At 70.0% G+C, this 25,789-nt stretch carries 23 protein-coding genes; 15 read left to right on the top strand and 8 right to left on the bottom strand.

The genetic code is table 11. The features are described from left to right. The first annotated feature begins 57 nt into the window (after nt 1-57). From ureA to cimA, 5 genes are all read left to right on the top strand, one after another. On the top strand, nt 58-777 hold the full coding sequence (gene ureA / locus OG819_RS04535) for an urease subunit gamma (protein WP_266628949.1): 720 nt from the start codon (nt 58-60) through the stop codon (nt 775-777). Continuing rightward, on the top strand, nt 774-2,450 hold the full coding sequence (locus OG819_RS04530; RefSeq protein ID WP_266648120.1) for an urease subunit alpha: 1,677 nt from the start codon (nt 774-776) through the stop codon (nt 2,448-2,450). The genes ureA and OG819_RS04530 overlap by 4 nt, the downstream gene beginning before the upstream one ends. Before the next feature lie 14 nt (nt 2,451-2,464). Further along, nucleotides 2,465-3,502 (top strand): agmatine deiminase family protein, encoded by a 1,038-nt coding sequence (locus OG819_RS04525; protein ID WP_266648118.1) that lies wholly within the window; start codon nt 2,465-2,467, stop codon nt 3,500-3,502. 80 nt (nt 3,503-3,582) lie between these two features. Next, on the top strand, nt 3,583-4,119 hold the full coding sequence (locus OG819_RS04520; protein WP_266652563.1) for a TetR/AcrR family transcriptional regulator: 537 nt from the start codon (nt 3,583-3,585) through the stop codon (nt 4,117-4,119). A gap of 377 nt (nt 4,120-4,496) precedes the next feature. Beyond that, entirely contained in the window at nt 4,497-6,101 is a 1,605-nt protein-coding gene (gene cimA / locus OG819_RS04515) for a citramalate synthase (RefSeq protein ID WP_266431044.1), read from the top strand. 34 nt (nt 6,102-6,135) lie between these two features. On the opposite strand, the gene OG819_RS04510 is transcribed toward cimA, so the two are convergent. Then, nucleotides 6,136-6,819, bottom strand: a complete 684-nt coding sequence (locus OG819_RS04510) for an SLATT domain-containing protein (protein WP_266648117.1) — start codon at nt 6,817-6,819, stop codon at nt 6,136-6,138. A gap of 288 nt (nt 6,820-7,107) precedes the next feature. Next, a complete protein-coding gene (locus tag OG819_RS04505) occupies nt 7,108-8,976 on the bottom strand; it encodes a ricin-type beta-trefoil lectin domain protein (protein WP_266628957.1) in 1,869 nt (622 codons plus the stop codon). 290 nt (nt 8,977-9,266) lie between these two features. On the opposite strand from OG819_RS04505, the gene OG819_RS04500 reads away from it, so the two are divergent. The 4 genes from OG819_RS04500 (at nt 9,267) to OG819_RS04485 (ending at nt 15,418) form a co-directional block, all read left to right on the top strand. Continuing rightward, complete coding sequence (locus OG819_RS04500) at nt 9,267-12,284, top strand: glycoside hydrolase family 3 N-terminal domain-containing protein (RefSeq protein WP_266628959.1); 3,018 nt, start codon at nt 9,267-9,269, stop codon at nt 12,282-12,284. 350 nt (nt 12,285-12,634) lie between these two features. Continuing rightward, nucleotides 12,635-13,981 carry a hypothetical protein gene (locus OG819_RS04495; protein ID WP_266648115.1) on the top strand — a complete coding sequence of 449 codons (1,347 nt, stop codon included), beginning with the start codon at nt 12,635-12,637 and terminating at the stop codon, nt 13,979-13,981. Between the two features lie 351 nt (nt 13,982-14,332). After that, nucleotides 14,333-14,617, top strand: a complete 285-nt coding sequence (locus OG819_RS04490) for a hypothetical protein (RefSeq protein WP_266648113.1) — start codon at nt 14,333-14,335, stop codon at nt 14,615-14,617. Between the two features lie 9 nt (nt 14,618-14,626). After that, the gene (locus tag OG819_RS04485) at nt 14,627-15,418 is read left to right on the top strand and encodes a hypothetical protein (protein WP_266648112.1); all 792 of its coding nucleotides are present in this window, start codon (nt 14,627-14,629) and stop codon (nt 15,416-15,418) included. Here OG819_RS04485 and OG819_RS04480 read toward each other — a convergent pair. Together OG819_RS04480 and OG819_RS04475 are read right to left on the bottom strand one after the other, a co-directional pair. Further along, nucleotides 15,327-16,355 (bottom strand): zinc ribbon domain-containing protein, encoded by a 1,029-nt coding sequence (locus tag OG819_RS04480; RefSeq protein WP_266648111.1) that lies wholly within the window; start codon nt 16,353-16,355, stop codon nt 15,327-15,329. The genes OG819_RS04485 and OG819_RS04480 overlap by 92 nt on opposite strands. Then, nucleotides 16,331-16,633 (bottom strand): hypothetical protein, encoded by a 303-nt coding sequence (locus tag OG819_RS04475; RefSeq protein ID WP_266648110.1) that lies wholly within the window; start codon nt 16,631-16,633, stop codon nt 16,331-16,333. The genes OG819_RS04480 and OG819_RS04475 overlap by 25 nt, the downstream gene beginning before the upstream one ends. A gap of 214 nt (nt 16,634-16,847) precedes the next feature. Between OG819_RS04475 and OG819_RS04470 the strand changes: the two genes are divergently transcribed. The 4 genes from OG819_RS04470 to OG819_RS04455 all read left to right on the top strand — a co-directional run bounded on the left by OG819_RS04470 (nt 16,848) and on the right by OG819_RS04455 (nt 20,859). Next, complete coding sequence (locus OG819_RS04470) at nt 16,848-17,783, top strand: ATP-binding cassette domain-containing protein (protein ID WP_266648108.1); 936 nt, start codon at nt 16,848-16,850, stop codon at nt 17,781-17,783. Further along, nucleotides 17,780-18,628, top strand: a complete 849-nt coding sequence (locus tag OG819_RS04465; protein WP_266628971.1) for an ABC transporter permease — start codon at nt 17,780-17,782, stop codon at nt 18,626-18,628. Before OG819_RS04470 ends, OG819_RS04465 begins: the two co-directional genes overlap by 4 nt. A gap of 180 nt (nt 18,629-18,808) precedes the next feature. Further along, on the top strand, nt 18,809-20,167 hold the full coding sequence (locus tag OG819_RS04460; protein WP_266628973.1) for a sensor histidine kinase: 1,359 nt from the start codon (nt 18,809-18,811) through the stop codon (nt 20,165-20,167). After that, a complete protein-coding gene (locus tag OG819_RS04455) occupies nt 20,164-20,859 on the top strand; it encodes a response regulator transcription factor (protein ID WP_266648107.1) in 696 nt (231 codons plus the stop codon). The genes OG819_RS04460 and OG819_RS04455 overlap by 4 nt, the downstream gene beginning before the upstream one ends. Before the next feature lie 118 nt (nt 20,860-20,977). On the opposite strand, the gene OG819_RS04450 is transcribed toward OG819_RS04455, so the two are convergent. After that, nucleotides 20,978-21,592: a YceI family protein gene (locus OG819_RS04450; protein WP_266628977.1), complete on the bottom strand. Its 615-nt coding sequence runs from the start codon at nt 21,590-21,592 to the stop codon at nt 20,978-20,980. A 529-nt stretch (nt 21,593-22,121) separates the two neighbouring features. On the opposite strand from OG819_RS04450, the gene OG819_RS04445 reads away from it, so the two are divergent. Continuing rightward, nucleotides 22,122-23,711, top strand: coding sequence for an acyl-CoA carboxylase subunit beta (locus OG819_RS04445; RefSeq protein WP_266431010.1), 1,590 nt, complete (start codon nt 22,122-22,124; stop codon nt 23,709-23,711). A gap of 57 nt (nt 23,712-23,768) precedes the next feature. Further along, on the top strand, nt 23,769-23,963 hold the full coding sequence (locus OG819_RS04440; protein ID WP_067370986.1) for an acyl-CoA carboxylase subunit epsilon: 195 nt from the start codon (nt 23,769-23,771) through the stop codon (nt 23,961-23,963). A gap of 157 nt (nt 23,964-24,120) precedes the next feature. On the opposite strand, the gene OG819_RS04435 is transcribed toward OG819_RS04440, so the two are convergent. From OG819_RS04435 to OG819_RS04425, 3 genes are all read right to left on the bottom strand, one after another. Next, the gene (locus OG819_RS04435; protein ID WP_266431006.1) at nt 24,121-24,702 is read right to left on the bottom strand and encodes an ATP/GTP-binding protein; all 582 of its coding nucleotides are present in this window, start codon (nt 24,700-24,702) and stop codon (nt 24,121-24,123) included. Continuing rightward, the gene (locus tag OG819_RS04430) at nt 24,683-25,273 is read right to left on the bottom strand and encodes a DUF742 domain-containing protein (RefSeq protein WP_266628981.1); all 591 of its coding nucleotides are present in this window, start codon (nt 25,271-25,273) and stop codon (nt 24,683-24,685) included. Before OG819_RS04430 ends, OG819_RS04435 begins: the two co-directional genes overlap by 20 nt. A gap of 94 nt (nt 25,274-25,367) precedes the next feature. Next, entirely contained in the window at nt 25,368-25,781 is a 414-nt protein-coding gene (locus OG819_RS04425; RefSeq protein WP_266652561.1) for a roadblock/LC7 domain-containing protein, read from the bottom strand. Between the last annotated feature and the right edge of the window lie 8 nt (nt 25,782-25,789).

The raw sequence follows: 25,789 nt of genomic DNA, 5'->3' as shown, positions 1-25,789 counted from the left end.
TGAATCTCACGTTTAGAGTGGTGCTCTAAATCGAGGAAGGCAAGGAGGTGCCCGGACATGAGACTGACCCCCACGGAACGTGACCGGCTGCTGCTCTTCGGGGCCGCGGAGCTGGCCCGTGCCCGCCGGGCCCGGGGCCTCAGGCTGAACGTCCCCGAGGCGACCGCCCTCATCGCGGACACCGTCTGCGAGGCGGCCCGGGACGGGCGCCGGCTCGCCGAGGCGATCGCGGCGGCCCGCGCGGTGCTCGGCCCGGACGACGTCCTGCCGGGCGTCGCCGATGTCGTCACCGAGGTGCACGTAGAGGCCGTCTTCGACGACGGGTCCCGGCTCGCGGTCGTCAGCGACCCCATCGGGGGAGGGCTGGGGGAGCGGGCGCCGGGCGCACTGCTGCCGGGGCCGGAGCACGCCGAGCCCGCCGCGGTCGTGCGGCTGACGGTCACCAACACCGCGACCGTGCCCGTCTCCGTGACCTCGCACTTCCACTTCTTCGAGGCCAACCCGCGGCTGGACTTCGCGCGGGCGACGGCCTACGGGATGCGGCTCGCGGTCCCGGCCGGGTCCTCCGTGCGCTTCGGACCGGGCGAGAGCGCCGAGGTCGGGCTGCTGCCCATCGGCGGTGAGCGGATCGCCATCGGCTTCGCGGGACTGGTCGACGGACCGCTGGACGCGCCCGGAGCCAGGGAGGAGGCCCTGCGCAGGGCCGCCGCCTGCGGGTACCTCGGAGTCGGGGACACCGGAGGCAGCGCGGGAGCCGAGGGAGCTGAGCGGCGATGAATCCCTACGAGTACGCCGCCACCCACGGCCCCCGCGCCGGCGACCGCGTCCGCCTCGGTGACTCCGGGCTGACCATCCGCGTCGAGTCCGACGCCCAGCGCCACGGCGACGAGTTCCTCGCCGGCTTCGGCAAGACCGCCCGCGACGGACTACACCTCAAGGCCGCCGCCGTCCGCGAGACCTGTGACGTCGTCATCAGCAACGTGGTGGTGATCGACGCGGTCCAAGGGATCCGCAAGGTCTCCATCGGCATCCGCGAGGGGCGGATCTGCTCGATCGGGCGGGCCGGGAACCCCGACACGCTCGACGGGGTCGACGTGGTGGTCGGTACGGGCACGTCGATCGTCTCGGGCGAGGGCCTCATCGCCACCGCCGGAGCCGTCGACACCCACGTCCACCTGCTGTCGCCGCGCATCATGGAGGCCTCGCTCGCCTCCGGCGTCACCACGATCATCGGCCAGGAGTTCGGGCCTGTGTGGGGCGTCGGCGTCAACTCGCCCTGGGCGCTGCGCCACGCCTTCAACGCCTTCGACGCCTGGCCGGTCAACATCGGCTTTTTGGGCCGGGGTTCGTCCTCCGACGCCGCCCCCCTCGTCGAGGCCCTGGCCGAGGGCGGCGCGAGCGGCTTCAAGGTGCACGAGGACATGGGCGCCCACACCCGCGCCCTCGACACCGCGCTGCGCGTCGCCGAGGAGCACGACGTCCAGGTCGCCCTGCACAGCGACGGGCTGAACGAATGTCTGTCGGTCGAGGACACCCTGCGCGTCCTCGAAGGCCGGACCATCCACGCCTTCCACATCGAGGGCTGCGGCGGCGGGCACGTACCGAACGTTCTGAAGATGGCGGGGGTCCCGAACGTCATCGGCTCCTCCACCAACCCCACCCTGCCCTTCGGCCGGGACGCGGTCGCCGAGCACTACGGCATGATCGTCTCCGTCCACGACCTGAAGACCGACCTGCCCGGCGACGCGGCCATGGCCCGCGACCGGATCCGCGCCGGGACCATGGGCGCCGAGGACGTGCTGCACGACGTGGGCGCGATCGGGATCACCTCCTCGGACGCGCAGGGCATGGGACGCGCGGGCGAGACCGTACGCCGCACCTTCGCGATGGCCGGAAAGATGAAGGCCGAGCGCGGCGCCCCGACGGACGTGGACCACGACAACGAGCGCGTCCTGCGCTACATGGCCAAGCTCACCATCAACCCCGCCATCGCGCACGGATTCGCCCACGAGGTCGGCTCGATCGAGGTCGGCAAGCTCGCCGACATCGTCCTGTGGCGCCCGGAGTTCTTCGGCGCCAAGCCGCAGCTCGTCCTCAAATCCGGCTTCCCGGCGTACGGCGTCGTCGGCGACCCGAACGCCGCCACCGACACCTGCGAACCCCTCGTCCTGGGGCCGCAGTTCGGGGCGCACGGCGCGACGCCCGCCGAGATCTCGGTCGCCTTCGTCGCCCAGGCCGCCCTCGACCAGGGCAACGACCTCATGCCGACGCGTCGGCGCCGGGTCGCCGTGCGCGGCACCCGCGGGATCGGCCCCGCCGACCTGCGCCTCAACTCCCGTACCGGATCCGTCGACGTCGACCAGCGCACCGGCCTGGTCACCCTCGACGGTGACCCGCTGAGCTCCGAGCCCGCCGACTCGGTCTCCCTCAACCGCCTCTACTTCCTCTGATGAAGGTGCACGTCATGACCCCTGCCGCCGACGGTTTCCGGATGCCCGCCGAGTGGACCCCGCACGAGCGCACCTGGATGGCGTGGCCGGGCCCCAACCCCACCTTCGACAACCCCGACGACCTCGCCGAGGCGCGCGCGGCCTGGGCGGCGGTGGCGCGCGCGGTCCGCCGGTTCGAACCGGTGACGGTCGTGTGCGGGCCGGGCCAGTCGGACGGGGCCCGGGCGCTGCTCGGCCCGGACGTCGACACCGTCGAACGCGAACTCGACGACGCCTGGATGCGTGACATCGGCCCCACCTTCCTCACTAATGGGAAGGGCGAACTGGCCGCGGTGGACTGGATGTTCAACGGCTGGGGTGCCCAGAGCTGGGCCCGCTGGGAGCGCGACGCCAAGATCGGCGCGGCTGTCTCGGACCTCGCGGGCGCGAAGACGTACGCCTCGAAGCTGGTCAACGAGGGCGGTGCGATCCATGTCGACGGCGAGGGGACCGTGCTCCTGACCGAGACCGTGCAGCTGGGCCCCGAGCGCAACCCCGGCTGGACGCGCGAGCAGGTGGAGACGGAGATCCACGCCCACCTCGGCACCCGCAAGGCGATCTGGCTGCCGCGCGGGTTGACCGGTGACTATCCCCCGCACGGATTCGGCACGCTCGGCCACGTCGACATCGTGGCGGCCTTCGCCCGCCCCGGAGTCGTGGTCGCGCACTCCCAGCCGGACCCGGCGCACCCCGACCACGAGGTGACCAAGGAGGTCATCGGCCTGCTCAAGGCCGCGACCGACGCGCGCGGGCGCCGCCTGGAGGTCGTCGATGTTCAGGCCCCGACGGTCCTGGAGGCCGACGGCCACTGGGCCGACTATTCCTACATCAACCACTACCTCTGCAACGGCGGCGTGGTCCTCTGCGGCTTCGACGACCCGCGCGACGAGCTCGCGGCCGGCATCTTCCGACGGCTCTTCCCCGAGCGGACGGTGACAGTGGTGGACGCACGTACGATCTTTGCCGGAGGCGGTGGCATCCACTGCATCACCCAGCAGCAGCCGAGGATCTGAACCAGGAGTCGCACGTGGCAGGGGACAGCACGCCGCGGAGGAAGAACGCGCCTCCGCGCGAGGACGTGCTGGCGGCCGCCATGGACATGATCGCCGAGCGCGGTCTGGAGAAGCTCACCATGGCGGCGCTCGGCCGCGAGGTCGGCATGAGCAGCGGTCATCTCCTCTACTACTTCCACTCCAAGGACGAGCTGCTGCTGCAGACCCTGGAGTGGAGCGAGGGGCGGCTCGGCGCCGAACGCGGCCGCTTGCTCGCCGCCCGGGGCACCGCCCGTGAGCGGCTCGACGCGTACGTCGACCTGTACGTCCCCGACGGTCACCGCGACCCGCACTGGACGCTCTGGCTGGAGGTCTGGAACCGCTCGCAGAACGCCGACGACGACGCCCGTGAGCGGCAGGTCACCATCGAGGGCGCCTGGCACCGCGACCTGGTCGCGCTGCTCGCCGAGGGTGTCTCGCGCGGCGAGTTCCGGCCGGTCGACCCGGACCGCTTTGCCGCCCGGCTGCGGGCCCTCCTCGACGGCTTCTCCATCCATGTGGCGATCGGACTGCGCGGCACGGACAGGGAGCGGATCCTGCTCCACGTAAGGGAATTCCTGGACGAATCCCTGAGCTGACCGTTGACGGCGCGTTATGTACGGGATCTGCGCACCGGCCGCGTCCAGCACTTCCCCGGCGCCTCGGAGCCGAAGGCGCGGTTCGCATCCTGAGACAACCCGTGAGCATGGGGGCGGAATGTGCCAGACTGCCCCCGTGCTCTCGTTCGCCATGATTATTGGCAGCAGGCGCGCCGGTCCGCAGTGACCGCCACGTACCACCACGTACGGGCGGACATCGTCGTCCTCGACCCGCGCGCAGACCTCTCGCACCCGCGAGAGGTTTTTCGTTTTCCTGGCCCACCTCAAGCCGGGAAGGGAGCGCGCGGGATCATTGGAGGACGGTGGAGCCGGTCATTCCGGTACAGACCGAGATCCGACATCAGGAGCCGAACACCATGACCGAAACCAGCGAGCTCGACGATTCGTTCCACGTCTTCGACACGACCCTGCGCGACGGCGCGCAGCGTGAGGGCATCAACCTCACCGTGGCGGACAAGCTGGCCATCGCACGGCACCTGGACGACTTCGGGGTGGGCTTCATCGAGGGCGGCTGGCCCGGCGCCAACCCGCGGGACACCGAGTTCTTCGCCCGCGCCCAGCAGGAGATCGACTTCAAGCACGCCCAGCTGGTCGCCTTCGGCGCCACCCGCCGCGCGGGCGGCAAGGCGAGCGAGGACCCGCAGGTCAAGGCCCTTCTCGACTCCGGTGCCCAGGTGATCACCCTGGTCGCCAAGTCCCACGACCGCCACGTCGAACTCGCACTGCGCACCACCCTCGACGAAAACCTGGAGATGGTCCGCGACACGGTCGCCTACCTGTGCTCGCAAGGCCGCCGGGTCTTCGTCGACTGCGAGCACTTCTTCGACGGCTACCGCGCGAACCCCGAGTACGCGAAGGCCGTCGTCCGCGCGGCCTCCGAGGCGGGGGCCGACGTCGTCATCCTCTGCGACACCAACGGCGGCATGCTCCCCGCCCAGGTCCAGGCAGTCGTCGGCACGGTTCTCTCCGACACCGGCGCCCGGCTCGGCATGCACGCCCAGGACGACACGGGCTGCGCGGTCGCGAACACCCTGGCCGCCGTCGACGCGGGCGCGACCCACGTGCAGTGCACGGCGAACGGCTACGGCGAGCGGGTCGGCAACTCCAACCTGTTCCCGGTCGTGGCCGCCCTGGAGCTGAAGTACGGAAAGAAGGTCCTCCCCGAGGGCCACCTGCGTGAGATGACCCGTATCTCGCACGCGATCGCCGAGGTCGTCAACCTCACCCCTTCCACGCACCAGCCGTACGTCGGCGTCTCGGCCTTCGCCCACAAGGCGGGCCTGCACGCCTCGGCCATCAAGGTCGATCCGGACCTCTACCAGCACATCGACCCCGAGCAGGTCGGCAACACCATGCGGATGCTGGTCTCCGACATGGCGGGCCGAGCCTCGATCGAGCTCAAGGGCAAGGAACTCGGCATCGACCTCGGCGGCGACCGCGAGCTGGTGGGCCGCGTCGTGGAACGCGTCAAGGAACGCGAGCTCAAGGGCTACACGTACGAGGCCGCGGACGCGTCCTTCGAACTCCTGCTCCGCGAGGAGGCCGAGGGGCGGGCCCGCAAGTACTTCCAGGTCGAGTCCTGGCGCGCGATCGTCGAGGACCGCCCCGACGGCACCCACGCCAACGAGGCGACCGTCAAACTCTTCGCCAAGGGCGAGCGCATCGTCGCCACGGCGGAGGGCAACGGTCCGGTCAACGCCCTCGACCGCGCCCTCCGTGTCGCCCTCGAGAAGATCTACCCCCAGCTCGCCAAGCTGGAGCTGGTGGACTACAAGGTCCGCATCCTCGAGGGCAAGCACGGCACCCAGTCCACCACCCGTGTGCTCATCTCCACCTCCGACGGTGTGGGGGAGTGGTCCACGGTGGGCGTCGCGGAGAACGTGATCGCGGCGTCCTGGCAGTCGCTGGAGGACGCGTACACGTACGGCCTGCTGCGGGCCGGGGTCGAGCCCGCCGAGTAGATCCGCACAGGCAGCGGCCGGGGCGGCCGCCGGGTCACAAGGCCGTCTCGCGCGACCTCTGCACGGGGTCACCGCCCCGGTCGCGCACGGGCGGGCGATCCAGCCGGAGAAGTCCGGCGGACCCCGGCCGCTGCGCCGAGGGGTGGGCCGTGGAACGGGTCAGCTCCTCGACCCCCTCCGCGAGATAGCCCACCCAGCTCGTGCTCTCGTCCTCCATGACGCGCTGGGCATCCAGCCGAAGGCGCTCGATCACCCCCAGCAGCGCGGCCTGGTCCTTGTCGCTGGGGGAATCGGTGACCCTGAGGAAACTCTGGGTCCATTCGCTCTGGGCCCTCTTGAGAATGTGCTGCAACGCCAATTCGCTCCTGATGTACCGCGTCCAGGAAGCGGAGAAGCCGAAAATCCGGTCGAAGAGCACGCAGCCGGCGCCGGCTGCCAGGAAGACGAATCCCCATTCGGCCTGCACGGTCTTTGGACTCACCGTGTGGACCAAGGGCGTGAGGGTCCCGGCGATGCCCAGCAACGCGGTGAGGGCACGCAGTGAGCGCGACCAGCGGGCCGGGACGCGGCGACGCGCCAGGTACCAGCCGATCGCCTCGATCACCTCGCTCTCGGCGTGCCGGAACAGTTCCCACAGCACGTCCGCACGCGTCCGTGACCGGTCCAGGTCGGCGAGTCGGGACACCTGTATGTCCGCGGCTCGCTGTCTTTCGAGCATGCCCCCTGCCCTTCAGCCATGACCAGTCGGCCCGTGTTGCCGACGTCAGCAAAGAGGCATCGTATGCGTAAGCGGCGGTGTGTGGCCCCATCGGCTCAAGTCGCCGCTCGCCGGCATCGCCACTCGGCGCGAGCAGCTCCCGACCGGCCCGGCCGGCGCAGCACCGCACCCACAGGCTCCAGGGGCTCAGGAACCGGCGGATGCGGGCGCTGCGACAGCGGGGAGGGCGGTGGATCGAGCCCGTCTAGACGACCAGCCGGTTCCCGCCGTACCCGCGAGGGCGACCCGTCACTGCAGGTGCCACTTCTGATTGGCCGCCCCGGTGCACGACCAGATCTGCGCCCGTGCCCCGTTCGCGGACGAGTTGTCGGTCACGTCCAGACATTTGTCGGCGGCCGTTTGGACGAGGTCTCCGGTCGACGCGTTGTACGACCAGCGTTGGGCGCTCGTGCCGTTGCAGTCGTACAGCTGGGCCTTCGCTCCGTCGGCAGTGGAACCACCGGCCACGTCCAGGCACTTGCCGAGCGCCTGGACGGTCCCGTCGGCCTGTACCGTCCAGCGCTGCGCCGTCGACCCGTTGCAGTCGTACAGCTGCACCGCCGTCCCGTTCGTCGTCGAACCGCCCGCCACATCGAGGCACTTGCCCGCGAGTCCCACGAAGGCCCCCGACTGCGCACCCCCACCAGCCTGTGTCCCGGCCCAGGTGAAGGTGGCGGACGTCTTGCCCGGCAGAGAGTACGTCGCGTGCTGCGAGCCCCAGTTGATGGTCATGGTCTTCGCGGACGAGGAGTCGTTGTAGGCGATCAGCGCCTTCGAACCGTCAGGATTGCGCCACGCCACGTTCGGCACCGCCGTACTCGCGGTCGAGGCCACCCGCTGAGCCCCCGGTCGCACGAACTTCGTCAGCTGCCCCATCGTGTAGTACTCGATCGTGTAGTCGACCTGCCCGCTCGCCCCGTCCCCGTTGTGGACGGTGATCAGCCCGGAGCACGTCCCGCACCCCCCGTTGTGCGGCCCCCGGTTCTGGTCCACGGCCAGTGACCACTTCGTCACCGACTTTGCCCAGTTCCGCGTGTAGTCGACGATGTTGAGCATGTCCTCGCGCTGCTGGTTGGCGATCCAGGTGCCACCCGAGTGTTCGGTCCCGAAGGCGTCCACCCCCGGGTACTGGTTGTGCACGCTCGTCTGCTTGCCCACGTCCCCGCCGTACCCGTGCCAGGCGATCCCCCCGAAGTTCGGATGCGCGCGCACGGCCGCGTCGTCGACGGTCTGGGCGGCGTACGAGTCGTACACGTCCCAGTTCCAGTCGTGCGCCAGCACCTTCGTGGACAGCCCCGCGGCCTGCAGCTTCGGCAGCAGCTCACTCTTCGTGAAGTACGCGAGCCCCGACGCGTTCCAGCTCATCGACGGATACCCCGAGCAGCACGTCGGCTCGTTCTGCGCGGTGACGTACGAGACCGGCACCCCCTGGTCCCGGTACGCCTGGAGGTACTTCACGAAGTACGAGGCGTACGCCTCGTAGTCCTCCGCCTTCAGCCAGCCCCCGTTGAGCTGCCCGCTGTCCTTCATCCAGGCGGGCGCGGTCCACGGCGAGGCCATCACGGTCAGCGAGGGGTTCAGCTGGAGGGCCTGCTTGGTCAGCGGCACCACATCGGCCAGATCGTGCGCGATCGAGAACGACGAGAGGGACGGGTCGGTCTGCCCGGCCGGCACGTCGTCGTACGTGTACCCGTACCGGGCGAGATCGGACGCGCCCATCGGATTGCGCAGGAACGAGAGCCCGATGCCCTCGGTCGGCGAGAACAGCTTGCGCATCGTCGCGTCCCGTGTGGCCGCCGACAGCGCCCCGCTGCTGTTCATCAGCCAGGCCGCGGTGTCGGTGAAGGACGCGCCGCCCCCGGTGAAGGTCTGGTAGCGGGTGTTCTCGTCGACGGTGATGTTCTCGCCGCTGCCACCGGCGCCGGCCTGGAAGGCGAACGGCGTCTGGGCCTGCAGTCCGCGGACGACATGGCGTCCGCCGTCGTCGTCCGTCGTGGTCAGCCAGGCGGTGACGGGTTCGCCCGCGGCGTGCGCGGGCGCCGCCGTGACGGCGGTCAGCCCTGCGGTGGTGAGCAGTCCGGCGAGAAGAAAACGGACCGCCCGAGAGGATCTCCTCATGACGCGTCGCCCTTCTGGGTGTGGGGGAGGGGGCGTGCGAGCCGTGAGTAAATGACGGCTTCGGGCCCACGTCAAGGGGTCTCGCGTTCAGAGCGTGAAAGAACAACTGCCCTGCTCCGGCCGCACGTTGGCCGTGTACCTGTTCTGACGTGAAGTCTTGACGGCCTCCCGGGACACCAGTTAACTCACGGCGTGATCTAAGTCGTAAGAGACCAACCGGAGACGCCGTCAGGCATTCGCTCAGAGATCACCAGGGATTACAGGGACTACCTAGAGTCGAGGGAAGGTCCATGCGAAGAACCGCCCTGCTCGCCTCCGCCGCCATGCTCACCGGGCTGCTGCCGCTTCTGTCGGCCGGAGCGGCCACGGCCGACGAACCGACCCCCGTCCCCGTCGACCGCTTCGAGGGCGAGGTCCCCTTCGCCAGCCCCCCTGCCGAGGGCCTCTTCACCTGGGGCGGCGACGCCGACGACCCGCCCACGCTCGCCCTGACCACCCGCACCGACGCCCCCGAGGGCACCAAGGTCCTCGCGGGCGCCTACGACATCAGCGGCTACGGCGGCTTCACGCACGACTTCGCCTTCGATCAGCCGGCCCACGACTGGTCGGCCCACAAGGGCATCCGCTTCTGGTGGGACGGCCAGAACAACGCCAAGAAGGTCGCCTTCGAGATCAAGGACGGCGGTGCAAACGGCGAGGCCTCCGAGCTGTGGACGACGTCCTTCACCGACGACTTCACCGGCTGGAAGCAGATCGAGATCCCCTTCACCGACTTCACCTACCGCACGGACTACCAGCCCGTGGGCGGCATCGACCAGGTCCTCGGCCTGACCCAGATGTGGGGGTACGCCCTCACGCTCCCGGTCGGCGTCAAGGGCCGGTTCGCCATGGACGACGTCGAGTTGTACGGCAAGGCCGACCAGTCCCTGCGCGCCTCCGTCACCACCGACTCCGCCGTCCACCCGGTGAAGGAGGGGGCGACGGCGACGGTGAAGCTCTCCGTCGCCACCACCGGAGCCGCCCCGATCGACGAACCCGTGACCGTCGCCTACGAGAGCGCCGGCGGCACCGCCGAGCCCGGCAAGGACTACACGCCGGTCAAGGGCGAGATCACCTTCCCGGCGGGCACGACCTCCGGGACCACGCGCACCATCCAGGTCCCGACGCTGCGCGACAAGTCCGCCGAACCCGCCGAGACGATCCCCCTGAAACTCACGGTCACCGGTGCGAAGGCCCCCGCCGAGAGCCCGCAGATCGTCATCGACGCCCACGGCCTGCCGTACCTGGACCCGAAACTGCCCGTGAAGAAACGGGTCGCCGACCTCGTGTCCCGTATGTCCCTGGAGGAGAAGGCCGGACAGATGACCCAGGCCGAACGGGGCGCGCTCACCGCACAGGGCGACATCGCGACGTACGACCTCGGCTCGCTCCTGTCCGGCGGCGGCTCGACCCCGACGCCCAACACCCCCGAGGCATGGGCGAAGATGATCGACGCCTTCCAGCTCCGGGCGCAGGCGACACGGTTCCAGATCCCGCTGATCTACGGTGTGGACGCGGTGCACGGCCACAACAACCTCACCGGCGCGACGATCATGCCGCACAACATCGGCATCGGCGCGACCCGTGATCCCCAGCTGGCCCAGCGGACCGGCTCCGTGACGGCGGCCGAGGTGCGCGCCACCGGCATCCCCTGGGACTTCGCCCCCTGCCTCTGCGTCACCCGCGACGAACGCTGGGGCCGCTCCTACGAGTCCTTCGGCGAGGACCCCGCGCTCGTCGAGTCCATGGAAACGATGATCCAGGGCCTCCAGGGCGCCGCCAACGGCAAGGACCTGAAGGACAACGACAAGGTACTGGCCACGGCCAAGCACTTCGTCGGCGACGGCGGCACGGAGTACGGCTCGTCCACGACGGGCTCGTACACCATCGACCAGGGCGTCACGAAGGTCACCCGGCAGCAGTTGGAGGCCATCCACCTGGCGCCGTACGAGACGGCGGTCGACCGCGGCATCGGCTCGGTCATGCCGTCCTACTCCTCACTCGACATCCTCGGTGACGGACAGGGCCCGGTGAAGATGCACGCCCGCGCGGACATGATCAACGGCGTGCTCAAGGACCGCATGGGCTTCGACGGATTTGTCATCAGCGACTGGGCCGCCATCGACCAGATCCCCGGCGACTACGCGTCCGACGTCCGTACGTCGATCAACGCGGGCCTGGACATGATCATGGTTCCGTACGCCTACAAGGACTTCCGTACGACGCTGGTCGACGAGGTACGGGCGGGCCGCGTCAGCGAGGCGCGGGTGAACGACGCCGTGTCCCGCATCCTCACCCAGAAGTTCAAACTCGGCCTCTTCGAGAAGCCGTACGCGGACACGAGCGGCGCGGCGCAGATCGGTTCCGCCGGGCACCGGGCGGTCGCCCGCGAGGCGGCGGCCAAGTCCCAGGTCCTCCTGAAGAACGCGGCCGGCGTACTGCCCCTGAAGAAGTCCCAGAAGGTGTACGTCGCCGGTTCGAACGCCGACGACCTCGGCAACCAGACCGGCGGCTGGACGATCACCTGGCAGGGCGCGTCCGGGAAGCACACGGACGGTACGACGATCCTTCAAGGCATGCGCAACGCCGGCGGTGACGTCACCTACTCGAAGGACGCCTCGGCACCGACGTCCGGATACGACGTGGGAGTGGTCGTCGTGGGCGAGACCCCCTACGCGGAGGGCGTCGGCGATGTGGGCAACGGCAACGACCTCGCTCTGACCCCCGCCGATCAGGCCGCCGTGGACAAGGTGTGCGCCGCCATGAAGTGCGCGGTCCTGATCGTCTCGGGCCGCCCACAGCTCATCGGGGACCGCCTGGGCGAGATCGACGCCCTGGTCGCCTCCTGGCTGCCCGGTACGGAGGGCGACGGCGTGGCGGACGTGCTGTACGGCAAGCGCGCCTTCACCGGCCGGCTCCCCGTCACCTGGCCCAGGTCGGAGGCGCAACTCCCGATCAACGTCGGCGACGCGTCCTACGATCCGCAGTTCCCCTACGGCTGGGGCCTGACAACACTCACCAAGGTCCCCGGCGGCGGCACGGCCACGCTCCAGGCCCTCGCCCTCGCGGCCCGGACGGCGGACCGGACCGGCTCGAAGCAACTGGGCCGCGCCGCGGTCACCAAGGCCCGCCTCCTGGTCCAGCAGAGCGCGGGCTCGACCATCACCCCCGCATTCGCCAAACCCTTCGCGGACGCCGACCACCTACTCCTGACCACCCACTACGCCCAGGCACTGACGAAGCTCCAGGAGGCATACCGAGCAAGATGACCCCACCGCCCCCCGTGCCCGCGTGCCCTTTGTGCCCGCGGGCACGTGGGGGCGGCCCACAGTCCCCCGCGCCCCTGGGGCGGGGCTTCGCCCAGCGTTCCCGCCCGCCCGGTTCGTTTGGCCGGGGGCCCCTGAAGGGGCGCTGCGCGCATCTCCAGCCCGTCCGGCGTTTGAGGACGAGCCCTTTGGGCGACGGGGGTCCGGGGGTGGAGCCCCTGGTGGGGTTGAAGGGGCGAAGCCCCTGGGGATGGGAATGGGTAGGGGCGGCGGGGGCGAGAACCCCCTCAGATCCCCCCACCCCCATCAGCCACAATGCCCATATTTACGCACGTTCAGGTAGCTTCGGAGATATGAAGGCCGCACTGATCCGAGGACTCCCCGGACTGCTGATCGCGCTGACACTCGCCGCCCTCACGGCACTCGCCCTCACCACACCCCCCGCCCACGCGGCCACAGACGTAGGAACAGTCGCGGCAGCCCTCCGCAAGAGCCCCGTCTACGTGGACCCCGCAGCCTCCGTGCAACTCTCCAAGGCGGACGCGGACACCCTGGCGAAGAAGATCAAGAACGCGAACAAGCCCGTCTTCGTGGCCGTCCTCCCCGCGGACTTCCCCACCCAGAACCTCTTCCAGAACCTCCGCACCGACACCGGCATCACAGGCCTGTACGCCATCAGACTGGGCACCCGCTTCGACGCCCGCGCCGACACCGCGGTCATGCCCCGCACCGCCGTCCAGAACCTCGTCACCAGCGTCCAGGGCGAACCCGCGAACACCCAGCTGAACAACTTCACGGACCGAGCCCTGACCAACATCAACGGCTCGGCCCCCAAGAGCTGGGGCTCGAGCGGTGGAGGCGGAGTCTCCACCGGCGCCCTGATCGCGGTGGCCGCGGTGGCCGTGGCGGGAGGCGCGGGCGCCTACACCCTCGTACGCCGCAACCGCCGCCGCAAAGCACAGGAACAACAGGAAGCACTGGACAAACTCCGCGTGGTCGTCGACGAGGACATCACCGCGTTCGGCGAGGAACTCGACCGGCTCGACTTCCACCCCGCCGAGGCCGGCGCCGACGACGCGATGCGCGCCGACTACGAACGCGCGCTCGACGCCTACGAACAGGCGAAGTCGTCCATGGCCGCGGCCCGCCGCCCGGAGGACGTACGCGCCGTCACCCAGTCCCTGGAGGACGGCCGGTTCTCCCTCGCGCTCCTTTCCGCCCGCCGTGAGGGCAGGCCCCTGCCCGACCGCCGTGCTCCCTGTTTCTTCGACCCGCGCCACGGCCCGTCGGTCGCCGACGCGATCTGGACACCCGCCGGCGGCGCTCCCCGGGAGGTCCCGGTCTGCGCGGCGGACCAGGCCCGCCTCGCGGACGGCCGTGCCCCCGCGGTCCGCGAGGTCGACACCGACTACGGCCGCCGCCCGTACTGGGACGCCGGCCCCGCCTACGGCCCCTGGGCGGGCGGCTACTTCGGCGGCGGCCTCCTCCCCGGCCTGCTCGTCGGCACCCTGCTCGGCAGCATGATGGCCACCCCCTCCTACGCCTCCGACTACGGCTCCGGTTACGGAGACTTCGGCGGCTACGACGGCGGTGACGTCTCCGGATCCGACTTCGACCCCGGCGATTTCGGCGGCGGTTTCGGGGACGGCGGTGGCGGCGACTTCGGCGGCGGAGGAGGAGACTTCGGCGGAGGCTTCTGAATCAGAGGCGTCTTAGACGAAGGCGTCCAAGACGAAGGCTTCTGAACAGAGCCGTCCGAAACCAAGGCGTCCGAGACGAAGTCCTCTGAAGCGCAGCCTCCCCCCACGAAACCTCCCGAGACCTGGTTTCCGAGAGGCGGTCCATCAGCGCCCCCGCCAACCGCAACACCTCGCGCTCGGTCTCGCTCAATGTCCCGAGCGCCGCCGCCAGCCAGGCATGATCCGCACGACGTTCACGGCGACCCCGCGCCGGGGCGGGTCCTTGCCGCGAAGGCGCTGGTGATCGGGGGTGCCACCTTTGCCGCGGGCCTGCCTGCCACGGCGATCACCTTCCCGCTTGCCCAACGTGTGATGCGTTCCCACGGCTTTGCGCCACCCGCCTACCCCGACCTGTCGCTCCTCGACCCACCCGCCCTGCGGGCGGTGGTGGGCAGCGCGGCGCTGCTGTCCCTGGTGGCGGTCCTCGCGCTCGCGCTGGGCGCGGTACTCCGGAACAGCGCGGGCGCGATCACGGCCGTCGTGGTCCTCGTGATCCTCCCGCAGATTCTTGCCTTCGCCCTCCTGCTCCCGATCGCGCACTGGCTGCTGGGCGCGACCCCGGCAGCGGCCTTCGCGATCCAGCAGGGCGTGACGTAGTACCCCCAGGTGCAGCACGGCTGCCTCCCGGAGAGCGGCTGTTATCCCATTTCACCGTGGAACGGCTTCGCGGTCCTGTGCGTGTACGCGGCCGTGGCGCTCGCTCTCGCGGGCCGGGCCCTGCGCAGGGAGGGACGTACGAGGCGCGCACGGTCGGAACTCCCCGCACTTCCGGCACAGTCCGCACTCCGTACACAGTCCGCACTCCGCGCGCTTCACGCCGAGTGGACCAAACTCCGTACGTTGCCCAGCAGTTGGCTGCTGCTGGCCGCGACGGTGGCGCTGACCTTCGCTGTGGGCACGGCCGCGATGTCCTCGGTCAGCACCCGGGAGTGCGCGAGCGCCGCGGCCTGCCATGAGGACACGGTGAAGCTGGCCCTGACGGGTGTCTGGCTGGGCCAGGCGACCGTCCTCGTCCTGGGCGCCCTGTCGATGGGGGCGGAGTACGGCACGGGCACGGTACGGACGATGCTGACGTCGATCCCGCGCCGGGCGACGGTCCTGGCGTCGAAGGCGGCAGTGCTGGCCACGGCGACGGGCATCGCGGCCGACACGGCGATCCTCGCCTCCCTCGCCACGGCCCACTGGATCCTCTCGGGCAACGGCTTCACCCCCGAGGCGGGCTACTTCCTCGTCTCCCTCACCGACACGTCCGCCCTCCGCGCCGCCCTCGGTTCATTTAACCCTCTGCCTGATCCTCATAGCGTCTCTAGAACTCTGTGTGTGCCTGTGGTTTCCAGGCTTTTCGGGCGCGGCGTGGCCGTGTGCGTTCACCGGTGTGGGGTCCGAACCTCGGGGTGAGGGGGTGGACCTGGGTGGCGTGCAGGTGGTGGAAGCCGGTCCGCTCGGCGGCGCGGGTGCGCCGCCGACAGGTTCTGCGTGAGAGCCGCATCCGGCCGGCTGGAAGAAGGTGCTCTTCGGGCCGGTGGGGTGCGGGTACTCCATGACCTGGCACCGGCCCGGATACGGCGGCTGGTGCCTGGGTGTCATGCCCCGCCGGACGCTGGACTGCCCCCGTGGTGGGGGTGGTGGCGGGGACCGTACGCACATCGGGCACACGGTGGGAAGTCTTCGGGCCCGGGGCCTGTGCTGGGGCAGCACGCCGGGCGGGCTGGTACCGGGGGCCGGTGGGCCTGCTGGGCGTGGGGTGCCTCTTGCCCGAAGTGGTCTTCGGCCCGGCTGGGCGGGGTGGGGCCGTCTCGGCGCGGCGTTGGCGGCGCAGGCGGCGGGTGGTTTTCTTCGGACGGCGGACCAAAGCCACCGTGCCCTCCACCGTGATACGGATACTCCGGGTACTGGTGGCGCGTTCGGTGACGGTGTGGGGTTGGGCGAGCAGGCCGCGGGAGACGATCCGGCGGGCGGCGGCATGGTCGCGGTCCATCGACAGTCCGCAGCCCGCGCAGTGCGCCCACTTCCAGCCGTGTTCGGCGAGTCGGTCGGGGGCGGGGTGGTGGGTGAGGGTGTTCAGGCAGCCGGGGCACAGTTTGGAGGTGCCTCGGGCCGGGACGGTGACCGCCGCGATCCCCGCCTTCGCACCCAGGTGCCGCATCGCTTCGGCGACGGTGCCGCGGACCTGCCCGGACAGGCGGGCGTTGCCGCGCCGGTGGCCACGGGCTTCCAGGGCGGTCAGGTCTTCCAGGTAAATGACGCTCGCGCCGAGTGCGACCGCCTGGTCGACGGCCCAGCGGGCCGCCGCCCAGGCCAGCGCCTGATTCAGGTGCCGGATGCGGGCACACACCCGGCCGTGCTCGATCTCCAGTACCCGGGCCCGGTCGAGGTGTCCGCCCCAGGCCGGGTGCGCTGGGGGTGCTGCTGGTGGGCGGCGCGATGTTCACACGCCGGGACGCGTAGCCGGGAAATCCGTGGCCCGGAGGGCGCCTTCGCGAGGATGCCGCCGAGCTCGTCGTCATCGAAGGCCGGCCCGGTCATCGACCCGGTCCTGACCTGTTCGGCGTAGTCGGCGGCGCCCCTGTCGTACGACGCCCGGACGGCGGCAGGGTGGGCGGGATCAGTCACCCGGGCGACTGCGGGGGAGAGCCCGCGACCTCCGTAACCACCAGGGCGTATGCGGGCGGTGACGTCATCCCACGCGCGTGGCCCAGTGGTACCTCGGTACTACGGGCCTCACCTCATTGAGCTCCCGGGTACCACGGATCCCGGTCCGCGGGCCCCTAGCGTGGCCAATGAGCAGTCATGCGGGGTCAGGCCCCCCGAGCGTGAGGGAAGAGCGATGATCGAGGCACATCAGCTGACGAAGCGGTACGGGGAGAAGACGGCGGTCGACCGGCTCGACTTCGTCGTCAGGCCCGGCACGGTCACCGGCTTCCTGGGCCCGAACGGCGCGGGCAAGTCCACCACCATGCGCATGATCGTCGGACTGGACGCGCCGTCCGGCGGCAGCGTGACGGTCAACGGCAAGCACTACGCCGAGCACACCGCGCCGCTGCAGGAGGTCGGTGCGCTGCTGGAGGCCAAGTCGATCCACCCGGGCCGTTCGGCGTTCGACCACCTGATGGCGCAGGCCTACACCCACGGCATTCCGCGCCGCCGGGTGGAGGAGGTCATCGCGCTGACCGGTCTGCAGTCCGTGGCCAAGAAGCGCGCGGGCGCCTTCTCCCTCGGCATGGGCCAGCGGCTGGGCATAGCAGCGGCACTCCTCGGCGACCCGGCCACCGTCATGCTCGACGAGCCCGTCAACGGACTGGACCCCGAGGGCGTGCTGTGGATCCGCAACCTGCTGACCGGACTCGCGGCGGACGGCCGTACGATCTTCGTCTCCTCGCACCTGATGAGCGAGATGGCGCTGGTCGCCGACCACCTGATCGTCGTCGGCCGCGGCCGCCTGCTCGCCGACACCACCGTGCGGGAGCTGGTCCAGCAGGCCGGCGGTGACACCGTGACCGTGGCCTCGGACCGGTCGGCCCGCCTGCGCGAGGTCCTGGCCGGCCCCGGCGTCGAGATCACCGGCGAGGTGGGATCCGAGGAGCTGCACGTGACGGGCCTGTCCGCGCGGGCCATCGGCCTGAAGGCCGCCGAGCACGGCATCCCCCTGTTCGAGCTCAGCTCCCGGACCGTCTCGCTCGAACAGGCCTTCATGGAACTGACCCGCGACGCCGTCGAGTACCACGCCACCGCCACCGTCGAGACCCCTGGGAGGGCGGCATGAGCACCATCACCGTCACCGACAGCTCCGCGCCCGCACCGGTGCGGGTGGCACGTCCGGCGTACAAGGTCACCGGCCGACGCGTGCTGCGCTCCGAGTGGGCCAAGCTGTGGTCTCTGCGCTCCACCTGGATCACCCTCGGCCTGGGTCTGCTCTTCCTGGTCGCGTTCGGTGTGATCGCCGCCGCGCACTACAAGTCCCAGATCAACTCCGGTCAGCGGCTGCGCCCGGACGACGCCTCGGCCACCGCGCTCAGCCTCTCCGTGTTCGGCACGCACTTCGCCCAGCTGGCGCTCGGCGTCCTGGGGGTGCTGGTCACCGCCGGCGAGTACTCCACCGGCATGATCCGCTCCACGCTTGCCGCCGTCCCGCGCCGCCTGCCGGTGCTGTGGTCCAAGGCGGCGGTGTTCGGCCTGGTCGCCCTCGTCGTCTCCACCGTCGGCGTCTTCGTCGCGTTCCTGATCACCAGCGGGATAGTCTCCGGCACCCCAGCGGCCCTTACGCTCTCCCACTCCGGTGTGGTGCGCGGTCTCCTGGGCGCGGGCCTCTACCTCGGCCTGGTCGGCGTGATCGGCGCCGCCCTGGGAGCCCTCTTGCGCTCGGTCGCCGGCGGCATATCGGTTCTGGTCGCCACGCTGATGCTGATCCCCGGCCTGATCTCGCTGCTGCCCACGTCGTGGCAGGACAACATCAGCCCGTACCTGCCCAGCAACGCGGGCGAGTCGATGTTCGCGCTCACCCACGACTCGACGACCCTCGCGCCCACCGCCGGGCTGCTGGTCTTCCTGGGCTGGACCGTGCTCGCCCTGGCGGGCGCCGCCTACCGCCTCGTACGCACCGACGCCTGACGCCTGCCCCTGACGCCCGACCTCCTGGCCGGCGCGACACCCCGACCGGGTCACCGGACCCGGTGCCGCGCCGGCCGGCCGTTTCCCGGGCCGCGACGGACGTGCGGAGGAACGCGGACGGAGAGGCGGACGGACACACAATGGACAGGTGACACCCATGAACGCGGACCAGTGACCCCCATGAGCATCGACGGCACCTCCCCCACAGGGGCACCCTCCGACCTGCCCTTCGCGGAGGCGGAGCTCCCGTGGAACCATCCCTTGGCCCGCGGGCTGTCCCGGTTCGGCCGACGGCTCAAGCAGGGCGACCGGAACCGTCCGTGGATCCTGGACATGGGCGTGATCGTGGTCGTGGCGCTGATGTTCTGCGTGCCGGACCTGGTGCACGACGGCGACGGCCGACGACGGGCGTTCGACACCCAGGTCACCCACCTGCCCTGGCCGGTGACCGTCGCGCTGCAGGCCGGACTGGTCCTGCCCCTGCTGTGGCGGCGCCGGAGGCCGTCACTCGCCTTCGCCGTGATCGCCGCGGTGCTCCTCGTCCAGGTGGCTCTGGGAGTCTGGCTGCGCGCCGATGTCGCCCTGCTGATCGCCCTCTACAGCCTGGTGCTGCACGGACAGCTCCGGCGGCTGCCCATGGCCTGCGCCGTCACCGCGGCCGCCCTGGGGCTGGTCGCCCTGCGGCTGCCGTCCGCGGTGTCCGTCCTGGACGCGCTGTTCTTCCTGTTCACCACCATCACGGCGGCGGTCGCGCTCGGTCTGGCGGTACGGATCCGACGCGCCCAGCTCGCCGTCCTGCGCGACCGCGCGACCCGCCTGGAGATCGAACGCGACCAGCGCAGCAAGCTGGCCGCCGCCGCCGAACGCACCCGGGTGGCCCGCGAGATGCACGACATCGTCGGTCACAACCTCTCCGTCATCATCACTCTCGCCGACGGAGGCGCGTACGCGACCGACCTCGCCCCGGAACGTGGCAAGCAGGCCCTGCTGCTCATCGGTGACACCGGGCGCCAGGCGCTGGGCGAACTGCGCCGTATGCTCGGCGTGCTGCGCGAGCAGACCCAGACCCCCGCCGCGCCCCAGCTCAGCCCCCAGCCGGGCATGGCGGACATCGACGCCCTGTGCGCCCGGATCCGCGCCGCCGGTCCCCAGGTCGCCTACCGCACGGGCGGCGAACTGAACAGCCTGGACCGCGGTGTCCAGCTGACGGTGTACCGCATAGTGCAGGAAGCTCTCACCAACGCCCTCAAGCACGCGGGCCACGACACCCGCGTCGAGCTCGCCGTGACTGTCAGGGACACGCGGCTGCACATCGACGTCCACGACACCGGACGGGGCGGCGGTACCGTCCGTCCCGGGCCGTCCCAAGAGGAAGGACACGGACTCGCCGGTATGAGAGAACGCGCAGCCCTCTACAACGGGACCGTCGCCGCGGGGCCCACCTCCGGCGGAGGATGGACGGTGCGGGCCACCCTCGACCTCACGCCCCTGGCCGAGACCGACGTCATCCCACCGGCCGCCACGGGCGGTGCGGTGTGACCACCGTGCTCATCGTGGACGACCAACCACTGCAACGTCTGGGTTTCCGGATGCTCCTGGAGAGCACGCCCGACACCGAAGTCGTCGGCGAGGCGGCTCATGGCGCGGACGCCGTGCGCAGGGCCGCCGAACTGCGCCCGGACGTGATCCTCATGGACGTACGGATGCCCGGCATGGACGGCATCGAGGCCACCCGTCGCGTGGTCGCCTCCGGTGACCGCTCCCGCGTCCTCATCCTGACCACGTTCGACCTGGACGAATACGCCCACGCGGCGCTGCGCGCGGGAGCCAGCGGCTTCCTTCTCAAGGACGCCCACCCCGAGGAACTGCTGGCCGGCATCCGCGCGGTCGCGGCGGGCGACGCGGTGATCGCCCCCGCGCTGACCCGCCGCCTCCTCGACGCCTACGCCAAACACCTGCCCAGGGACTCGTCGAGTCAGTCGGGGCGGTCGGGGCAAAGGACGGCGGACGACCCCCGGGTGCGCGCCCTCACCGAACGGGAGTACGAGATCTTCGTCGCCATAGGCCAGGGCTGGAGCAACAGCGAGATCGCAGAGCGCCTGGTCGTCGCGGAATCCACCGTGAAGACGCATGTCGGCCGGGTCCTGGCGAAGGTGGGAGCCCGCGACCGCGTGCAGGCGGTCATCCTCGCCTACGACCTCGGCCTCGTCCATCCGAACCCACCCGACTAGAACCTGTGCGGCCGGAGCCGAGGGGCGACGTACGCGGGCATGCCCGAGCGCCCGCCCTCCCGCTACGGGGGAGTCAGAGGACGGGCGCGCTCAGGGCACACTGGCGTCAGTCGACGGCTCAGGCGTTCTTGATCGCCGAGATGTCGAAGGTCAGCTTGATCTTGTCGGAGACGAGGACGCCACCGGTCTCCAGGGCCGCGTTCCAGGTGAGGCCCCACTCGGAGCGCAGGATCTCCGCCTTGCCCTCGAAGCCGACGCGCTCGTTGCCGAAGGGGTCCTTCGCGGAGCCGTTGAACTCCAGGTCGATGGAGAGCGGCTTGGTGACGCCGAGGATCGACAGGTCGCCGGTGATCCGGTAGTCGTCGCCGCCCAGGGCCTCCGCCTTGGTGGAGCGGAAGGTCATCGTCGGGAACTCGTCGGTCTTGAAGAAGTCGGAGCTCTTCAGGTGGCCGTCGCGGTCCGCGGAACCCGTCTCGATGCTGTCCATCGTGACGTCGATCGTGGCGGTGGACTTGGACGGGTCCGTGCCGTCCAGGTGCAGGGCGCCCTCGAAGTCCTTGAAGTAGCCCTTGACGTTCGTCACCATGGCGTGACGGGCGACGAAGCCGATCTCCGAGTGGGACGGGTCGATCGTGTACTCGCCGGTGAGCGCCGCGAGCTCGGGGCTCACAGCGGTGGCGTCCGTCGTCGCGGCGGCGGGGGTGTCGGTGGATTTGCGGCCGAAGATGCCCATGACGTGCTCCTAGGGGGACGGAACGCGGCTTCGTCGGGAAGTCGGAAGCCGCGGCAGAGAGGTTGTTGAAGATTCAACGAGACCAACAAGGGAGACAGTAGACCTATTCCGTTCAACTTTCAACATCATCCGTCATGTGTGTACGACGTTACGTCGCGGTTCACCCACATGCTTCCCGGCCGTCACTCACCGCTCTCGCGCGGTGGCCGCATCTCCCGCGGTGCAGGGACGAAGCCGAGCGGTGCCCCCGTGGGCGGCAACCTGGACGGGGACGGGGCCGCCGGTCGGTGTGCGCCGAACGGGTCTCGCTCAAGGCTCCGTGTCACTCTAGGGATGGCATGGGCTCCTCGCGAATGTGAGCCGACTCTCAGCCCGTCGCTTTGTGCGACCTCTACAAGCCATATGCCCTCTGAGCAGTCAGATCGCCTGCATGCCGTCACGGTTCTGTTCAGGGGTACCAGGAAAACGGGCCGGAGACTGTACGGAGTCGACGGCCCGCTTTTCTTGTTCGACTTCGTATGGTCGCTACATGACCGTTTTGGATGAGGCCGCACCCTCAGGCGAACCCACGGACGCACGCGGGCGCGTGGCCGAACTGCACGCGATCCGCGGGGCGGCGCTGCGAGGACCCAGCGAGAAGGCGACCGAGGCGCAGCACGCCAAGGGCAAGCTGACCGCCCGGGAGCGCATCGAGCTGCTGCTGGACGACGGCAGTTTCCAGGAGGTCGAGCAGCTGCGCCGGCACCGGGCGACCGGGTTCGGCCTGGAGGCCAAGAAGCCGTACACCGACGGTGTCATCACCGGCTGGGGCACGGTGGAGGGCCGTACGGTCTTCGTCTACGCGCACGACTTCCGTATCTTCGGCGGCGCGCTGGGCGAGGCCCACGCCACGAAGATTCACAAGATCATGGACATGGCCATCGCGGCCGGCGCGCCGCTGGTGTCCCTCAATGACGGTGCGGGCGCCCGGATCCAGGAGGGCGTCTCCGCCCTCGCCGGATACGGCGGCATCTTCCAGCGCAACACCAAGGCGTCCGGTGTCATCCCGCAGATCTCGGTGATGCTCGGCCCGTGCGCGGGCGGCGCCGCCTACAGCCCCGCGCTGACGGACTTCGTGTTCATGGTGCGTGAGACCTCGCAGATGTTCATCACCGGCCCCGACGTCGTCAAGGCGGTCACCGGCGAGGAGATCACCCAGAACGGGCTCGGCGGCGCCGACGTCCACGCGGAGACCTCCGGTGTCTGTCACTTCGCGTACGACGACGAGGAGACCTGCATCGCGGAGGTCCGCTACCTCCTGTCGATGCTTCCGCAGAACAACCGCGAGAACCCCCCGCACGCGGCCTCGCAGGACCCCACGGACCGCCGTTCGGACGTCCTCCTGGACCTGGTTCCGGCAGACGGCAACCGGCCGTACGACATGACGAAGGTCATCGAGGAGCTCGTCGACGACGGCGACTACCTGGAGGTCCACGAGCGCTGGGCCCGCAACATCATCTGCGCGCTGGCCCGTATGGACGGTCAGGTGGTGGGCATCGTCGCCAACCAGCCGCAGTCCCTCGCGGGTGTGCTGGACATCGAGGCCTCCGAAAAAGCTGCGCGCTTTGTCCAGATGTGTGACGCTTTTAATATTCCGATCATCACCCTCCTGGACGTTCCCGGATTCCTGCCCGGGGTTGACCAGGAGCACGGCGGGATCATCCGGCACGGCGCCAAGCTGCTGTACGCGTACTGCAACGCGACGGTGCCGAGGATCTCGCTCATCCTGCGCAAGGCGTACGGAGGTGCCTACATCGTCATGGACAGCCAGTCCATCGGGGCCGACCTCACCTACGCCTGGCCCACCAACGAGATCGCCGTGATGGGTGCGGAAGGTGCGGCCAACGTCATCTTCCGCCGGCAGATCGCCGAGGCCGCCGACCCCGAGGCCATGCGCGTACGCATGGTCAAGGAGTACAAGGCCGAACTCATGCACCCCTACTACGCGGCCGAGCGCGGCCTGGTCGACGACGTCATCGACCCGGCGGAGACACGCGAGGTGCTGATCCGCTCCCTGGCCATGCTGCACTCCAAGCACGCGGACCTGCCCTCCCGCAAGCACGGCAACCCCCCGCAGTAACCCTGCGGATCCTCCGCGGTACCGCCGCGGAAACCTCTCTCACGGAGACTGAAACCTATGGACACCCCTGACATCCGCGTCGAGAAGGGCCACGCCGAGCCCGAAGAGGTCGCCGCCATCACGGCCATCCTCCTGGCCCGCGCCGCCGCCCAGCCGGACACCACCCCGACCCACCGTGGCCGTGCGAAGGCCGGCTGGCGCCGCCTGGAGCGCGAGCCCGGCTTCCGCGCCCCGCACAGCTGGCACGGCTAGCCTCCGGCACCTCAGCAACGAGGAAGGGCCCGCTCTGTGAAGAGCGGGCCCTTCCCTTTGTCCCTTGGTCCCAGAGCAGCGGAAGGGGCCCTCTCCACCGAGTGGAGAGGGCCCCTTCTTGCTTGCTGCTTCCTTGCTGCTTCGCCGCGCGGAGGCGCTACCGCAGACGCGCCATCAGGGCGTGCTCGACGAGGGTGATGAGGGTCGACTTGGCGTCGGCACGGTGCCGGGCGTCCGTCGTGATGATCGGCGCGTCGGGGCCGATCTGAAGGGCTTCCCGGACCTCGTCCGGGTTGTACGGCTGGCTGCCGTCGAAGCCGTTGAGGGCGATGACGAACGGCAGGCCGCTGTTCTCGAAGTAGTCGACCGCGGGGAAGCAGTCGGCCAGGCGGCGCGTGTCGACCAGTACGACGGCGCCGATGGCGCCGCGGACCAGGTCGTCCCACATGAACCAGAAGCGGTCCTGACCCGGCGTACCGAAGAGGTACAGGATCAGGTCCTGGTCCAGGGTGATGCGGCCGAAGTCCATGGCGACGGTGGTCGTCGTCTTGTCTCCGGTGTGTGTGAGGTCGTCGATGCCGGCGGAAGCGGACGTCATGACGGCCTCGGTGCGCAGCGGGTTGATCTCCGAGACGGCGCCGACGAACGTGGTCTTGCCCACGCCGAAGCCGCCCGCCACCACGATCTTCGCGGACGTGGTGGAGCGGGAAGGCCCTCCGCTAGAGCTTGCGAAGTCCACTGAGCACCCTTTCGAGCAAAGTCACGTTTGGCTGGCCACCGGCGCTCTCGTCGCCGCCGGGCTGATGGATGGCGACCAGGCCCGCCTCCGCCAAGTCGGCGACGAGAATCCTGGCCACACCGAGAGGGATCGTCAGCAGCGCCGAGATTTCGGCCACCGACTTGATCTCCCGGCAGAGGTTGCAGATCCGCTGATGTTCGGGCAACTGGCCCTGCATCTGGTGCGGTTGTGCGGTGGTGTGCACCAGGGCCTCGATGGCGAGCTGGTAGCGGGGCCTGGTGCGGCCGCCCGTCATCGCGTACGGACGCACCAGAGGGTTGTTCGACGACCCCGCGGGCGCCGCCTCGGGGGTGCGTCGCTGCGGCTGCACAGGCTGGATGCGCGGCGCCGACGGCTGGTCGTACGGCGAGGGACCGGGGCCCTGCGGTGTGTACGGCTGCTGACGCCGGTGGCTTGGCGCGGAGGGGAAGTTGTATCGGTTCGGGTTCTGTGAACCGTCACCCTGGCCCTGCCCCTGGCCGGGGCCGTACGACCAGTTGCCCGAAGACGAACCGCCTGGGGGTGTTGCCACTTTCTCCTCCTCCGACTGTACCGGGCACCCATCACTGTGGGTCCGCGTCCCGAAACCTTACGGCCCCGGGACGCCAATCCGCACGGTGTGCCTGTTAGTTGAGAAGGCTCCCTTGGAGCTCCGCTCGAAGATCCGGGGTCAGAACCGTACCCGCACGGTCCACCAGAAGGGCCATCTCGTACCCGATGAGACCGATGTCCGCTTCGGGATGTGCAAGGACCGCGAGCGACGAACCATCGGAAATGGACATGATGAAGAGGAATCCTCGCTCCATCTCCACAACTGTCTGGTTCACGCTGCCGCCCTCGAAGATGCGGGAGGCGCCCGCGGTCAGCGAGGTCAGCCCGGACGCGACGGCCGCGAGCTGGTCGGCGCGGTCACGGGGAAAGTTTTCGGACATCGCCAGAAGGAGTCCGTCGGCGGAGACCACCACCGTGTGCGACACCCCGGGGGTGCTGTCCACGAAGCTGGTGATCACCCAGTTGAGGTTCTGCGCCGCCTGGCTCATCGGGCTCA

Origin of the sequence: Streptomyces sp. NBC_01549 (assembly GCF_026339955.1) — a bacterium.
Classification (GTDB): Bacteria; Actinomycetota; Actinomycetes; order Streptomycetales; family Streptomycetaceae; genus Streptomyces.
The sequence above is the reverse complement of the archived record's forward strand: the minus strand, read 5'-3'. Positions and strand labels throughout refer to the sequence as shown.

Coding starts and splice junctions, on each gene's coding strand:
- ureA (WP_266628949.1), top strand. CDS start 58: ATGAGACTGACCCCCACGGAACGTGACCGGCTGCTGCTCTTCGGGGCC.
- OG819_RS04530 (WP_266648120.1), top strand. CDS start 774: ATGAATCCCTACGAGTACGCCGCCACCCACGGCCCCCGCGCCGGCGAC.
- OG819_RS04525 (WP_266648118.1), top strand. CDS start 2,465: ATGACCCCTGCCGCCGACGGTTTCCGGATGCCCGCCGAGTGGACCCCG.
- OG819_RS04520 (WP_266652563.1), top strand. CDS start 3,583: ATGGACATGATCGCCGAGCGCGGTCTGGAGAAGCTCACCATGGCGGCG.
- cimA (WP_266431044.1), top strand. CDS start 4,497: ATGACCGAAACCAGCGAGCTCGACGATTCGTTCCACGTCTTCGACACG.
- OG819_RS04510 (WP_266648117.1), bottom strand. CDS start 6,819: ATGCTCGAAAGACAGCGAGCCGCGGACATACAGGTGTCCCGACTCGCC.
- OG819_RS04505 (WP_266628957.1), bottom strand. CDS start 8,976: ATGAGGAGATCCTCTCGGGCGGTCCGTTTTCTTCTCGCCGGACTGCTC.
- OG819_RS04500 (WP_266628959.1), top strand. CDS start 9,267: ATGCGAAGAACCGCCCTGCTCGCCTCCGCCGCCATGCTCACCGGGCTG.
- OG819_RS04495 (WP_266648115.1), top strand. CDS start 12,635: ATGAAGGCCGCACTGATCCGAGGACTCCCCGGACTGCTGATCGCGCTG.
- OG819_RS04490 (WP_266648113.1), top strand. CDS start 14,333: ATGCGTTCCCACGGCTTTGCGCCACCCGCCTACCCCGACCTGTCGCTC.
- OG819_RS04470 (WP_266648108.1), top strand. CDS start 16,848: ATGATCGAGGCACATCAGCTGACGAAGCGGTACGGGGAGAAGACGGCG.
- OG819_RS04465 (WP_266628971.1), top strand. CDS start 17,780: ATGAGCACCATCACCGTCACCGACAGCTCCGCGCCCGCACCGGTGCGG.
- OG819_RS04460 (WP_266628973.1), top strand. CDS start 18,809: ATGAGCATCGACGGCACCTCCCCCACAGGGGCACCCTCCGACCTGCCC.
- OG819_RS04450 (WP_266628977.1), bottom strand. CDS start 21,592: ATGGGCATCTTCGGCCGCAAATCCACCGACACCCCCGCCGCCGCGACG.
- OG819_RS04445 (WP_266431010.1), top strand. CDS start 22,122: ATGACCGTTTTGGATGAGGCCGCACCCTCAGGCGAACCCACGGACGCA.
- OG819_RS04440 (WP_067370986.1), top strand. CDS start 23,769: ATGGACACCCCTGACATCCGCGTCGAGAAGGGCCACGCCGAGCCCGAA.
- OG819_RS04425 (WP_266652561.1), bottom strand. CDS start 25,781: ATGAGCCAGGCGGCGCAGAACCTCAACTGGGTGATCACCAGCTTCGTG.